The organism is Hydrogenispora ethanolica (assembly GCF_004340685.1).
Classification (GTDB): domain Bacteria; phylum Bacillota; class UBA4882; order UBA8346; family UBA8346; genus Hydrogenispora; species Hydrogenispora ethanolica.
The window spans coordinates 22946-36018 of the sequence record NZ_SLUN01000038.1 but is presented as its reverse complement, the minus strand read 5'-3'; the positions used below and the strand labels follow the sequence as shown (position 1 = coordinate 36018).

General features: G+C 49.1%; 12 protein-coding genes. 9 read left to right on the top strand and 3 right to left on the bottom strand.

Annotated elements, in window-relative coordinates; all coding sequences use genetic code 11:
- Positions 1 to 418 precede the first annotated feature (418 nt).
- Positions 419 to 769: a hypothetical protein gene (locus EDC14_RS22135; RefSeq protein WP_132016504.1), complete on the top strand. Its 351-nt coding sequence runs from the start codon at positions 419 to 421 to the stop codon at positions 767 to 769.
- A 211-nt stretch (positions 770 to 980) separates the two neighbouring features.
- On the opposite strand, the gene EDC14_RS22130 is transcribed toward EDC14_RS22135, so the two are convergent.
- Positions 981 to 1559, bottom strand: coding sequence for a 4Fe-4S ferredoxin (locus EDC14_RS22130; RefSeq protein ID WP_132016502.1), 579 nt, complete (start codon positions 1557 to 1559; stop codon positions 981 to 983).
- Positions 1560 to 1881: 322 nt separating this feature from the next.
- On the opposite strand from EDC14_RS22130, the gene EDC14_RS22125 reads away from it, so the two are divergent.
- Positions 1882 to 2115: a DUF2249 domain-containing protein gene (locus EDC14_RS22125; protein ID WP_132016501.1), complete on the top strand. Its 234-nt coding sequence runs from the start codon at positions 1882 to 1884 to the stop codon at positions 2113 to 2115.
- Positions 2116 to 2266: 151 nt separating this feature from the next.
- Here the strand turns inward: EDC14_RS22125 and EDC14_RS22120 are convergent, their stop codons facing one another.
- Both EDC14_RS22120 and EDC14_RS22115 read right to left on the bottom strand, forming a co-directional pair.
- Complete coding sequence (locus EDC14_RS22120) at positions 2267 to 2491, bottom strand: YuzB family protein (protein ID WP_132016500.1); 225 nt, start codon at positions 2489 to 2491, stop codon at positions 2267 to 2269.
- Complete coding sequence (locus tag EDC14_RS22115; RefSeq protein ID WP_132016499.1) at positions 2469 to 3710, bottom strand: NAD(P)/FAD-dependent oxidoreductase; 1242 nt, start codon at positions 3708 to 3710, stop codon at positions 2469 to 2471. Before EDC14_RS22115 ends, EDC14_RS22120 begins: the two co-directional genes overlap by 23 nt.
- A gap of 469 nt (positions 3711 to 4179) precedes the next feature.
- Between EDC14_RS22115 and EDC14_RS22110 the strand changes: the two genes are divergently transcribed.
- From EDC14_RS22110 to EDC14_RS22080, 7 genes are all read left to right on the top strand, one after another.
- The gene (locus tag EDC14_RS22110) at positions 4180 to 5373 is read left to right on the top strand and encodes an anaerobic nitric oxide reductase flavorubredoxin (protein WP_132016498.1); all 1194 of its coding nucleotides are present in this window, start codon (positions 4180 to 4182) and stop codon (positions 5371 to 5373) included.
- A 393-nt stretch (positions 5374 to 5766) separates the two neighbouring features.
- Entirely contained in the window at positions 5767 to 6354 is a 588-nt protein-coding gene (locus EDC14_RS22105) for a TetR/AcrR family transcriptional regulator (RefSeq protein WP_132016497.1), read from the top strand.
- Positions 6355 to 6542: 188 nt separating this feature from the next.
- Positions 6543 to 7598, top strand: coding sequence for an efflux RND transporter periplasmic adaptor subunit (locus tag EDC14_RS22100; RefSeq protein ID WP_132016496.1), 1056 nt, complete (start codon positions 6543 to 6545; stop codon positions 7596 to 7598).
- 18 nt (positions 7599 to 7616) lie between these two features.
- Entirely contained in the window at positions 7617 to 10748 is a 3132-nt protein-coding gene (locus tag EDC14_RS22095) for an efflux RND transporter permease subunit (RefSeq protein ID WP_132016495.1), read from the top strand.
- 135 nt (positions 10749 to 10883) lie between these two features.
- Complete coding sequence (locus EDC14_RS22090) at positions 10884 to 11123, top strand: hypothetical protein (protein WP_132016494.1); 240 nt, start codon at positions 10884 to 10886, stop codon at positions 11121 to 11123.
- Positions 11124 to 11423: 300 nt separating this feature from the next.
- Positions 11424 to 12395, top strand: coding sequence for an HlyD family secretion protein (locus EDC14_RS22085; protein ID WP_132016493.1), 972 nt, complete (start codon positions 11424 to 11426; stop codon positions 12393 to 12395).
- 18 nt (positions 12396 to 12413) lie between these two features.
- Entirely contained in the window at positions 12414 to 13067 is a 654-nt protein-coding gene (locus EDC14_RS22080; RefSeq protein WP_132016492.1) for an HlyD family secretion protein, read from the top strand.
- Positions 13068 to 13073 lie beyond the last annotated feature (6 nt).

Genomic DNA, 13073 nt, shown 5'->3' with positions numbered 1-13073 from the left:
CCGTGGTCCAAATGAACAAGATCCAAGAATTCTTTTCCCTACATTTCCTTATCGGGGCAAGGAATCTAGTTTAGACTGGTTGTCAATGCATCTTTCCATTTTTCATTTTATGCTTATATATATCCATGGTTCGACATCGTTTTTCGCTGTGGAAGTTGAGTAACTTTGTTTTGTTGTGAGCTTGTTAAGGAGCTGAAAGAGATCGTTTTGTGAATCAGCGATCTGTTTTTGTGGATAAAGAGAAATTTATTACGCCCTGACGGGACGAGGAAAAGAAGTTTTCGAAATCCATAAGAAACTTCATGAAATGAAAAGAGAAAAAATGGTCGCGCTCTTCGAACGTTATCATCGTGACGAATGGATCATCATTGGCAAATTTTTAGATGATTTGATCCGTGATCTGTAATTCGAGTTGGCTTTGAACTTTTTCAATTCGGGCAATCCCCAAAACGGTTTCGGTTTCAAAGCGCCAAAAACCGGGATGGCCCTCAGGAAAGCTGTCCCGACGGTCCGGGAAGCCTCCTCGGTCTTTGCCAAGCTTCCCCACGCCGTTTTAGCCGGAACTTCTCCGACTTATCCACAGTCCCAATCATTAACCATGTTCAACGGATCCGTTTATCCACAGAAACAGCTCGCTTATCCACAAAACGAGCTTGCTGAACGACTGAGCAAGCTCTCTCATTCACAAAACAAGCTTACTTATCCACAAAACGAGCTTGCTGAGCGACTGAGAGAGCTCGCTTATTCACAAAACAAGCTTGCTGAATGACTGAGCGAGCTTGTTCATTCACAAAACAAGCTCTCTTATCCACAAAATGAGCTTGCTGAGCGACTGAGAGAGCTCGCTCATTCACAAAAAGAGATCAGTTCCTCATCAGATGATCTCTTTCAGTTCCTCAATAAGCTCGAGCTGTTGTGGAAAAATTTGGCTGACGAAGATTGCTGGGGATTCGATCTGCGAAAGGTGAGTTTATGAGCACTCACACGATTTCATTTACCGCATATCCACAAGCTTTCATGCATTGGGAACAGCCCCTTAGGGAATACGGAAGACATTTTTTATAGTTGAGCCTTCCTTCCGCTAAGGCGTTCGCGGGGCACAGTCGGACGCATAACTCGCAGTCCGCGCAATTGAGAATGTCGGGCTCTGCTTCGAATTCAACCGGCGCATTGGTGAAGATTGCCGAAAAGATTAAACCTGAACTATAGTCTTTGTTGATGACCAAACCGTTTCTTCCATAATGCCCGAGTCCGGCCGCCACGGCCAGAGGCCGGAAATCGCCATAGATGGACAGCGGCGTCTTCTTTTGAACGGTAAACCCTTCGCTGGTTAAAAGTTCGCGAATGCCGTTTAATAACGGCTTGGCGATCCGGTACTCTTCACGAATGCGCCGAGCTTCCGAAAAAAAATAACTTAAATGCCAGTTTTCATGAAAAGGGGTTCCGATGACGATGGCTTTTTCAACGCAATAAATTGGGGTTGTCCCGATTAAAACCGCTCCGTTATTTTTGGCAATGAAGCTGACTTCATTGCTGAGCGCCTTTGATGCCGGTTTCATCTATTTCTCCATTAAAAGCGTTGTGATAAGTGGACACAAAGCTCAAAAAAGCAAGTGATAAAGTCTCTCGAAACGGAAATCAGCTCATAAAAAGATTTAAAACGACTTTATCACTTGCTTCAGGCAATCGCTGTGAACTTTCCGGCTTTTTAGCCGGGTTTATCACAGCTCTTTTAAAAAGCTCCGCTATTCGTATATACCGTATGCCTCGCGCGAGCCTTTTATACAACCGGAGGGATATTTCGGGAATGATGATTTACCGGGTATAAATGGGACGAATTTACTTACAATACCCTCAAAACGACGAGGAGGGTGATTGAAGGTGCCGGATTTCGCAGCCCGCATCGATGCGCGGCAGTATGCGCCGCAAGAAAAGCATCCCGCGATTTTTAAAACTTTTGAAAACCTGAAACCCGGGGAAACGATGGAATTGATCAACGATCATGACCCGAAGCCGCTCCGTTATCAGTTTATGGCGGAGATGCCCGACAAGTTCGGCTGGCAATATCTGGAGGAAGGCCCGCAGGTTTGGCGGGTGGCAATTTCCAAACACTGACCGGATGAAGACGAGATAACAAACGTTAAACACTCCCAATGAGTTTTCACTCCGGAGTGTTTGCTTGTTGCTCGCTATTTTTCAGAGCGCTTTTCCGTTTTGGATATTTGCCCGGTTCTCTTGCCGTTTGGGAGAGAATGAAGCAAAACACTCAGTCATCGATCAGCTCTACAATCGATTCATAGAGGTCATCGGCGAAATCCGCCTGAACCATTTCGCCGTCGACCAAGGCGTAGGGACCGATGGCGCAATCGCCGCAATAGCCGAGGCAAGACTCAACTTCGATGGTTGCGTTGGGATGATTTTGGCGCAGTTTGTCGACGACTTCTCCGGTGCCGTGGACAAAGTTGTTTTCACAGAACTGAATTTTGTTCAATTCGAGTACCCCTTTCTTTTGGGTCCGTTTTTAGTGTTTGAAAAAGGTCTTCCACCGTAATTTGGTTCCAGGATATATCCTCCAATAAGGTTTGTTTTTCGATGGCGCTTTTTAATAAAGGAGACTTGCCGGTATCGCCGATCATGATCGCGCCGCTGATCCGGTTGTTTTGAATGAAAACCCGTATATAGGTATTTTTGCTTATATCTTCATGAACGACGCTGTGGGATGCATGGCTCTCATCAACATCCCCCATGGAAAACAGCGTGATGTCGAAACCGCGTAAAGTCGTTACCGGAACAACCGGCCGGTAGGATGCCGGATGGCCGATCAGGTTGTATCCGGCAGTTTTTCCTTGTTCCACGGCGATATTCCATAACCCGAAGATTTTGCCGTCATATTCGGCGACATCTCCGGCCGCGTAAATGTGGGGGAGATTGGTCTCCATCCGCTCATTGACGAGAATGCCCCGGTTGGTCCGAATCCCGGTATCATCGACAATCGCTAAATTCGGGATGATGCCGATGGAATAAATGGCCATGTCGCAAGGAATGCTTTTGCCCGCGCCGATTTGCACCGAAGTTTGCTCCATTCCGACGACCGGCGAGCCGGTTATAACTTCAACCCCCGAATCTTCCGCCAGATGCTGTAAAAGATCGGAACCTTTTTCATCGAGCTGGAAAGGCATTAATCTTGCTTGAATCTCGGTAATCGTCACCTTTTTCCGGTGTTGCCGGAGAGCCCACGCAGTCTCCAGACCCTGGATCCCGCCGCCGATATGCACAACTTGTCCGGCGCGATCTATATGGGCCAGAACCTGCCGGGCATCATTCATTTTGCGAAGCGTATAGAGCCTGGGTTCGCCTGCCGCTGATAACTCGGGTTCGCGATTGAGAGCGCCGGTCGCGATCAGCAGTTTATCAAACTCAAGTTTTGCACCATGATGTAAGGTTACCGTCTGGCTCCGGACATCGATTTTCCGGACGGCTTCTCCCAAAAGAAGGTTGACCCGGTTTTGGGCGTACCATTCTTTCTTTTGCAATAGATTGTCGGATAATTCCAATTCAAACAGACCTTTGGAAAGCTTCATCCGGTTATATGGGAAAAACGGTTCGTCGCTTACCAGGTCGATCGGGACTTCGGAATCTTTTTCGCGGATTGCTTTGATCGCATTGATCCCGGCAATCCCCGCTCCAACGATGACAACCTTCTTAACCATACCGCACCTCTTTTGGCTATTTTTCCACAAAAGGGCTAGTTTTAAAAGCGTTGTGATAAACCCTGTCCGAAGGCCAGGGTGAACACAAAAGCTCAGAAAAGCAAGTGATAAAGTCGTTTGATATTATTTGCAAGCTGACTTCCGTTTGGAAAGACTTTATCACATGGCTTTTAATAATGGATAGCTCAAGTATGGAATAAAGTCATGGCTAAAACCAGATTCATAGCGCCCCGAAAAGGCCGCTGCGGAGCCAAGGCAATTCATTAAAGAAAAGCTTGATTTCATTCCACGAAAAAGCCGGTGATTAAGCCGCCAGCAAACTGCCTTTCATCTTGGGCTTTATTTTTTCCTGCGATTTTTAGTTTATTCTTGGAAACAATACCGTGTGTATGACTTAGCTTGCCGATTGTAAAAGAAGCAAGTTTGCGAAATTGAGAGCCGGGTTCTAAGATTTTTAAGGAGAGATTCCATGAAAAAGCAGGTAAAAAACAACGTCTATTGGGTCGGAAAAACCGATTGGGAACTCAAAACCTTTCATGGGATGGAGTACTCCACCCATCGCGGTTCCACCTATAACTCCTATTTGCTGTTGGAAGACAAAGTCGCATTGATCGATACGGTCTGGAGCCCTTACGCCAAGGAATTTGTCACCAATCTGGCTGCGGAGATTGATTTAAACCGGATCGATCTGATCATCGCCAACCATGCCGAACCCGATCATAGCGGCGCGCTGCCGGAACTGATGCGCAGAATTCCGGATGTTCCCATTTATTGTACGGCGAACGGGGTAAAGTCCTTGAAAGGCCATTACCATCAGGACTGGAATTTTCATCCCGTCAAAACCGGCGATACGGTCCGTCTCGGCCAAAAGGAATTGATCTTCGTCGAAGCGCCGATGCTCCACTGGCCGGACAGCATGTTCTGTTATTTGACCGGAGAGAACATCCTCTTTAGCAACGATGCCTTTGGACAGCATTACGCGACCGAATTATTATTTAACGACCGGGTGGATCAAGCGGAACTATGGGCGGAAAGCATCAAATATTACGCCAATATCCTGACGCCGTTCAACCCGCTGGTAACCAAGAAAATTAAAGAATTTGTCGGCCTGCAATTGCCGTTGGACATGATCTGTACCAGCCACGGCGTGGTTTGGCGGGATAACCCGCTGCAAATCGTCCAGAAGTACCAGGAATGGGCGGCGGACTATCAGGAAAACCAAATCACCATCATTTACGACACCATGTGGGATGGCACCCGGATTGTGGCGGAATGCATTGCCCGAGGAATTGAAAGGGCCGATCCCGCGGTGACGATCAAAATCCATAACTCGGCCAAATTCGATAAAAACGACATCATCACCGATGTCTTTCGCTCGAAAGCGATTCTCGTCGGTTCGCCGACGATTAACCGGGGCATTATGCATTCCGTGGCCGGATTGTTGGAAGAAATCCGCGGTTTGGGGTTTAAAAAGAAAAAAGCCGCCGCTTTCGGCTGTCAAGGCTGGAGCGGCGAAGCGGTCGCCATGATCAATGACGGGCTAACCAAAGCGGGTTTTGAATTAATGGATGAGGGATTGAAAGTATTCTGGAATCCCGACGCGGCGGCCCGGGAGCAAGCGGTGGCATACGGCGGCGGATTGGTTGGAAAGCTTAAAAATTAAAACAAGCCTTACGGGAAGAGGAATCATTGAATCGGTAGTGTAATATAATACGAACTGTTGAAGTAGGCCTTTAAAGAGGGCTTAGAGAAGAGTGAGAATAATCTGTAAGAAATCGCCCATTCCCGAAAGATGTATGATGTGCCTGAGCTGGACCAGTCCGGTGGTTCCCCTTCCAGATTCGGGCCGAGGGTTAGCACTATAATCGTCGTAAGGAAAAACAAAGTAAATCATACTCAGCGGCGAGAAAAGGGTTTGTTAAAAGATTCACTGGCATGGAAGAAGGAGAACCAGCCGAGGAGATGATTTTATAAGTGACAATGCTTGACAAATCGGAGAGGAGTCGATATATTAGAAATAGACCGAACGGTCGGTATCGAAGGAGGGGACTCATTGATGAATGACACCAAAGAACACATTTTGAATGTTTCCTTCAGCCTTTTTTTGCAAAAGAACTTCAAGGAAGTAACCATGCAAGAGATTGTCGAGAAGACGGGAATGTCGAAAGGAGCTTTCTACCATTACTTTGAAAGCAAGGAGCAGCTTTTTCTGGAAGTGGTGGATTATTTTGTTTCTGCATTCATCATGGACTACAATAAACTGAGCAAAGAATCATTATATCAATTTTACCACGACTATGTAAAATATCATGCCAATATGTCATTTCTGCAAAACCGAATGGATGGGGATAGCGGTTTCAACTACTATGTTTTGATGTTTGATGCGATGAAGCTTTTTCCCAGTTTTCGGGATAAAGTGACCGAGAACTTGCAAGCTGAGCTTAGAGCTTGGGAGGAAATCGTCCGCAGTGCCAGAGATAAAGGAGAAATCAACTCCTCCATGACCGATGAACAGATTGCAAACCTGTTTATTTATACAAGCGATGGCGTCGGCATGCATAATGTGATGAAAGGGAGAATCAAAGAGATGCCGGAGGCATTATTAACTGTGTGGGACGGCTTATATCAGGAAATAAAAACATAAATTTTTTTGGAATGTTTAAACCGAACGTTCGGTTTCTAAAGGTTCGAATCTCGATTTAATACATTTTATTAATCCGTAGTTCAACAAGGAAATACCAATTTTGAAAAACGCGTTTAAACATCGCGATTTTCCAAAATTCCTTCGATGTATTGAACCACTGGACTAATAGTAGACGGAAGGTGATTCGGATGAAAAAACTGTTATTGGCCTTAAGCATCATCGGTATCGTGGGATTGATGATTTGGGTGCTACTGAACAATAAGGCCGAGGTGGAAAAGAAGGCGAAGGTGGTTCATAATACGGCAGTAGCAGTCGTCGTTACGGATGTACAATCACAAACGCTTCAAGAAAACCTGACCAAGGTCGGTCTGATCGTGGCCAGGAATGAGGTCGCGGTGGTCTCGGAAGCTTCAGGAAAGATCATCGCAGTGCATGCCGGAGTCGGTTCGTATCTATCGGCGGGGGCGTCCATCGTTAAACTGGACGATGAGTTATCCAAAGCCAATTTTCTTTCGGCCCAAACCAATTACGAAAAAGCCCGGAAGGATTGGGAGCGGGCCTCGGAATTGCATAAACAAGAGCTGATCTCAAGCTCGGAACTGGAATCGGCCCGGAATAATCTTCTCTCGGCGGAAGCAGCCCAGCGTTCAGCCAAACGCCAATATCAAAACACTTCGATTACCACGCCCATCTCCGGTATCGTCACTGACCGGCCAGTGAACCTCGGCGCCATGATCAACCCGGGAACGAAAGTGGCTACGATCATCGATAAGTCAAGCTACAAAGTCAAGGTGAATGTCGGGTCCGGCGAAGCGTTTAAATTGAAGGTCGGTGATGAAGCCGGCGTAGTGACCGATATTTACCCGGGTATTCCATTGATGGGACGGATTGAAAGTATCAGCGACTCCAGCGACGAAGCCCGGACCTTTCCGGTGGAAGTCGTGATTCCCGCTCAGAAAGAATATCCGTTGAAGTCAGGAATCTACGGCAAGGTGACGTTCCGCCTGGGAACGGATCGTCCGATCCTGGCCATCCCGCGGGAAGCGGTAATCGGCAGTGTGAAGAATCCCCAAGTCTATGTGGTGGAAAAAGGTGTTGCCAAACTGCGCGATATCGTGATCGGAGCGGAGATTGACAGCCGGTTTGAAGTGGTCCGGGGTTTAAGAGAAAAAGAGCGCATCGTGGTGAGCGGTCAAGATAACTTACAGGATGAGGCTGTGGTGGAAATTATCAAGAATATTTAAGGTAAGGGTGTGATTGAAATGACTGTTACCGAGGTTGCCATTAAACGCCCAATCCTGATCATCGTCGCTTTCCTGGCCATCGCGTTGATGGGGATTTTTTGCTACGTCAATCTGAAATATGAATTATTTCCGAGCTTGACGATGCCGAGTGTTACGATTGCGACTGCCTATTCCGGAGCTTCCGCCAGCGAAGTTGAATCGGCCGTTACCAAAACGATCGAAGAAGCGGTCTCCGGCATCAATAAGGTGAAAAGCGTTCAAGCTGCTTCCCAAGAGGGACTTTCCGTGGTCACCGTTGAGTTTTTGCAAGGCGCCGATATTGAGCTCGCGATGCAGGCCACCCAAAGGAAAGTGAACCAGATCCTGGCGGCACTTCCCGACGGAGCCAAAACTCCTTCTCTGTCCACTTACTCCATTAATGACCTCCCGGTAATGCGGCTCGGCGTTACCAGCGACATGGAATCCAAGGCTTTTTATCAGTTTTTGAATGATTTTATCGTTCCCCAACTGGTGAAGCAACCGGGGGTCGGTCAAGTCAGCCTGATCGGCGGCGAACAGCGGGAGATTCGAATCAACGTCGACAGCCGAAAGCTGCAAATATACGGTTTATCCAACGTACAGGTGGCCGAAGCCATTCAAAAAGCCAACCTGGACTACCCCACCGGCAAGATTAAGGACCATGACGGCCAATATGTGCTGCGTCTGGCCGGTAAACTGGACTCACTGGATCAATTGAAAAACCTGATCATCGGCCAGTCGGCATCCGGCGGAGAAATCGTCCTGTCGGACGTGGCCGAGATCCGGGACGGCAGCAAGGATCAGACCACGATCAGCCGGTCGAATGGAAAAACCACGGTTGGCTTGTTGATCCAGAAACAATCGGACGCCAACCAAGTGGAGGTATGCCGGGCGGTCCGGAAGGCCCTCAAGATCCTGGAGGAGCAGAATCAGGCGATTCGCCTCAAATTCGATATCATCTCTGACGGCTCCCAATTTATCATGGATTGTTCCAATGCCGTGATCGAAGATCTGGGTCTCGCCATTTTATTGGTGGCTCTGGTGATGCTGCTCTTTCTCCATAGCCTGCGGAGTTCGGTGATGGTGATGGTCGCCATTCCTACTTCGCTGGTGGCCACCTTCATTGGAATGTGGGCCTTTGGGTTTACCTTAAATATGATGACACTGCTGGCGATGTCGCTGGTGATTGGAATTCTGGTGGATGATTCCATCGTGGTGCTGGAGAATATTCACCATCACTTGGAGCAAGGAGCAGAGCAGAAGGTGGCCGCGCTAAAGGGGCGAAATGAGATCGGGTTTACCGCCCTGTCCATCACCATGGTGGATGTGGCGGTCTTCCTGCCGCTGGCATTGGTCACCGGGCTCATCGGCGGTATTACGCGCCAGTTTTCATTGGTGGTGGTCATCTCAACCTTAATGAGTTTACTGGTATCGTTCACAGTCACCCCCATGCTGGCGTCGCGTTTCGCCAAAGTGGAAAGCTTGTCAAAGAGTTCGTTGCCGGGGCGGTTTGGAATTTGGTTTGAAGCGAAATATTCGGCCCTGGTGGCGGAGTATGTCAAACTGTTACGCTGGAGTCTGGAAAACCGCGGCAAAACGCTGCTCGTCGCCGGAGTGCTCTTTGTAGCGGCGGTGGCGCTGCTCCCATTGGGCTTTATCGGTTCCGAATTTATGCCTTCCATGGACCGTGGCGAACTCCTCGTCCAAATCGAGTTGCCGACCCGGGCCAAACTGGAACAGACCAGCCAAACGACTCGGCAAGCCGAGCAGATCCTGGCGGAATTCCCCGAAGTCGTGAAGACATTTACCACAGTGGGTACGGCCAGCGGAATGCATGCCGCGGCGGCTCCGAGCAATACGGCAGAGATTCAGGTGCTGCTGGTTCCCAAAAAGCAGCGTTCCCGTTCCACCATTGAAGTCTCGCAAGCGTTGAAAGGCAGGCTGGAACGAATCCCGGGAATTAAAGTACATGTAAGTCCAATCACGATTACGGGAACCGCCGACGGCGCTCCGATTCAGCTTGTCATCAGCGGCACCAATTGGAAGAGTGCATATCAGGCCGCGCTCCGCATTCAGGGCATCATCGGGCGGATTCCGGGAATCGATGACCTGCAGCTCTCAGCCAAGGAAGGTCAACCCGAGATCCGGATCGAAGCCGACCGCGAGAAAATGGCCAAACTGGGTTTGAATATCAGCGATATCGGGGACGTTTTGGAGACGGGTTTTACCGGTAACGATCAGTCCAAATTCAAGGATAAAGACGGCAATGAATACCCTATCCGGGTGATGTACGACTCATCGGACCGGTCCAGAACGGCCGACGTCGGCGGGTTAACCGTACTGAACAACTCCGGGCAACCGGTTCAGCTCAGTGAGTTTGCCACGTTAGTCAACGGGACCGGCCCGAATAAGTTGGAACGGCGGGACCGTAATTATGCCATCACCCTTTCCGCTCAAGCTGTCGGCAGAGCCAGCGGCGATATCGGCGCTGATATTGCGAAGACCCTCGAAACGGTAAATATGCCTTCCGGGGTTTCGTACCAATTTAGCGGTGATCTGGAACAACAAGACGATGCTTTCGGCAGTCTGGGCCTGGCGTTGCTGGCCGGCATCATTTTCATCTATCTGATTATGACCGCGCTTTATAATTCGTTCATCGATCCTTTTGCCGTCCTCTTCTCAGTTCCTTTGGCGATCATCGGCGCGCTGCTGGCATTGGGGCTCACCGCCAATTCGTTGTCGATCTTCTCGATCATGGGCATTATCATGCAAGTCGGGTTAGTCAGTAAGAATGCGATCTTATTGGTCGATTTCGCGAACCGGGCCCGCCGGAGCGGCGCCGGAATGAAAGAAGCATTGCTTGAGGCCGGGCAGGAACGGATCCGGCCGATCCTGATGACCACCCTGACGATGATCCTGGGCATGTTGCCGCTGGCGCTCTCGAATACGCCGGGTTCCGAATTCAAACACGGCTTGGGTTGGGCCTTGATCGGCGGGTTGACCAGCTCCATGGCGATGACCTTGATCATCGTTCCGGTAGTGTATATCCTGGTTGAACAGGTTCGGACTTTCTTGAGTGAAAACTTGATGAACCGCCGCAAGAAGTCCCCGCTTGGGGAGACAAGTGTTTAGGCAATGAAGCCGGACCCGGGTTGATAATACCTCATCCCAATAATAGCGGATTTCTTCATAAAAACTTCATGGGTTTGGTGTAGGATAAAATCATCTGTTACAAACCTTTAATTGATGAAATGAGGTGGAATCCGGATGAGTCAGGATGTAGACGAAAAGAAAATTCCTCCATGCCACCAGGGGCGTTCCGGCAAAGATCATCGCGGCCATATGCTATTGATGGTTTTGTGTTGCCTGATACCGCTCGGTATCGCCTTCTTTGCGCCGGCAATCGGCGTTTCATTGAAATGGAGTTGGCTGGCATCATTGATTTGCCCGCTGCTGATGATCGGGATGATGGTGATGATGTGCCTGCCCAAAAAGGAGAAGAAATAATCAGGCGGCCGACCCGGAGGAACCGATTCCGTTGAAGCGGGAGGGAAGATCAGTCAATATCAAGTTGCAGAGGCGGGATGATCCCGCCTTTTTTTATCGTGGCATCGAAGAAGGACCGAATCTGTTTCAACCCGGTTACCATTATTGGGAATAAACGCGCTGCGAGGATGATATTTCGAATTCGCCATTATGATTGACAACAATGGAACATCATAGTAAAATAAATATCGCATAAAAATTGTTCGTATACGATTATTTCGTGCAAGATTTTTTATTAACAACTAACTGTAGGAGTTCAAAATGAAACGAATGATTCCGCTTGTTGTATTCACAGCCTTGCTGCTCGGCGGATGTGGGCAGGCCAATCAATCCGCCGCCCGTCTCCAGAACCGGCCGGCCAAGCCATCCCGAGAGGTTTATATCATGGCCGGCAAAGTGGATGCCACAACTCAAGCAGCCGTCACTGCTAAAATAACCGCGAGGGTGGCTCGAATCAATGTCGACGTCGGCTCACGGGTGAAACAGGGCGATCCGCTCATCATTTTGGATACCAGTGATATCCGGGCTCAGCTAAGGCAGGCTGAAGCCGCGGTTTCGACGGCGCAAGCCAATTTGAGCAAAATTTTGGCGGGTTCCCGGGAAAATCAGATTTCCCAGGCCCAGGCCAATTTGGAAGGCGCGACCATTAGTTATCGAAATTCCAAAAAAAGTTACGATCGCATCAAAGAACTTTATCAACAAGAAGCGGTCCCCCTCCTCCAGTTTGAATCCGCCCAGACGCAATTGGCCGCGGCTGAAGCGCAATACAAATCGGCGCAGCAGCAATTGGACATGTTGAAACAGGGGGAGACCAAGGAAACCGTAAATATCTCCGAAAGCCAGCTCAAACAGGCCCAGGCGGCTTTGGGAGTCACCAAAACCCAATTAAGCAACGGCACGATCCTGGCGCCCATATCCGGGACTGTCACCGCCAAAAACATCAACGTGGGGGAACTGGCCTCCCCCGGCGTCGCCTTGGTTTCCATTGTAAATAATGACCACCTGTGCGTGGATGCTTATCTGCCCGCGAGTCTGATAGGAAAGGTAAAACAGGGGCAACGGGTCATCGTCAAAGTTTCGGAAATCCCGGGCAAGAAATTCGACGGCGAGATTGCCGTGGTCAATTCGGTGGTCAATTCGCTAAGTAAAAATGTGCTGGTGAAAGTGGTCCTCTCGACTGCGGATCCGGGTTTGAAACCCGGGATGTTTGCCGAGATCGCTTTGAAAAAGTAAAGGCAGGGAGAAAAGAATATGGATGGAAAACGCAAGGTACTGATGATCGGAATATTAGCGGCAATGGTCGTCGCACTGGCGGGCGTCGTGCTGTACTATTGGTATAATAATACCTATTTCATCGCCACCGAGGACGCCACACTCACCGGAGATCTGGTGAAGGTGAGTCCGCAAATTTCCGGCAAACTCCTTGAATTCAACGTCGAAGAAGGCGATACTGTAATCAAGGATCAAATTTTGGGGCGGCAGGAAGTGCTCAACCTGGCGGATGCCGATATCGAGCAGTCGGTGATCCGGGCGCCGATCGACGGCATTATCCTCAAGAAACAGGGTACCGTGGGTGAGTTTGAAATCGTTGGTCAAACCCTGGCAGTGATGGTCGACCCCCAAAAATTATACGTCAATGCCAATATCGAAGAGACTCAAGTCGGCCGGGTCCGGCCGGGACAGTTCGTGGATATCACCATTGATCAGTTTGAGGGAAAAAGCTTTACGGGTAAAGTCCGATCGATTGGGCAGGCCTCCAATTCGACCTTTTCTTTGCTGCCCGCCTCCACTAGCGGCACTTTTACCAAGGTGGTTCAAAAAATACCGGTCAAAATTCAACTGGACCAGACCCATGAGAAATTTTTGCCCGGCACCAACGCTGTGATCAAAATTCATATTCAGTAACGGAGT

Coding starts and splice junctions, on each gene's coding strand:
- EDC14_RS22100 (WP_132016496.1), top strand. CDS start 6,543: ATGAAAAAACTGTTATTGGCCTTAAGCATCATCGGTATCGTGGGATTG.
- EDC14_RS22105 (WP_132016497.1), top strand. CDS start 5,767: ATGAATGACACCAAAGAACACATTTTGAATGTTTCCTTCAGCCTTTTT.
- EDC14_RS22115 (WP_132016499.1), bottom strand. CDS start 3,710: ATGGTTAAGAAGGTTGTCATCGTTGGAGCGGGGATTGCCGGGATCAAT.
- EDC14_RS22130 (WP_132016502.1), bottom strand. CDS start 1,559: ATGAAACCGGCATCAAAGGCGCTCAGCAATGAAGTCAGCTTCATTGCC.
- EDC14_RS22110 (WP_132016498.1), top strand. CDS start 4,180: ATGAAAAAGCAGGTAAAAAACAACGTCTATTGGGTCGGAAAAACCGAT.
- EDC14_RS22095 (WP_132016495.1), top strand. CDS start 7,617: ATGACTGTTACCGAGGTTGCCATTAAACGCCCAATCCTGATCATCGTC.
- EDC14_RS22085 (WP_132016493.1), top strand. CDS start 11,424: ATGAAACGAATGATTCCGCTTGTTGTATTCACAGCCTTGCTGCTCGGC.
- EDC14_RS22080 (WP_132016492.1), top strand. CDS start 12,414: ATGGATGGAAAACGCAAGGTACTGATGATCGGAATATTAGCGGCAATG.
- EDC14_RS22090 (WP_132016494.1), top strand. CDS start 10,884: ATGAGTCAGGATGTAGACGAAAAGAAAATTCCTCCATGCCACCAGGGG.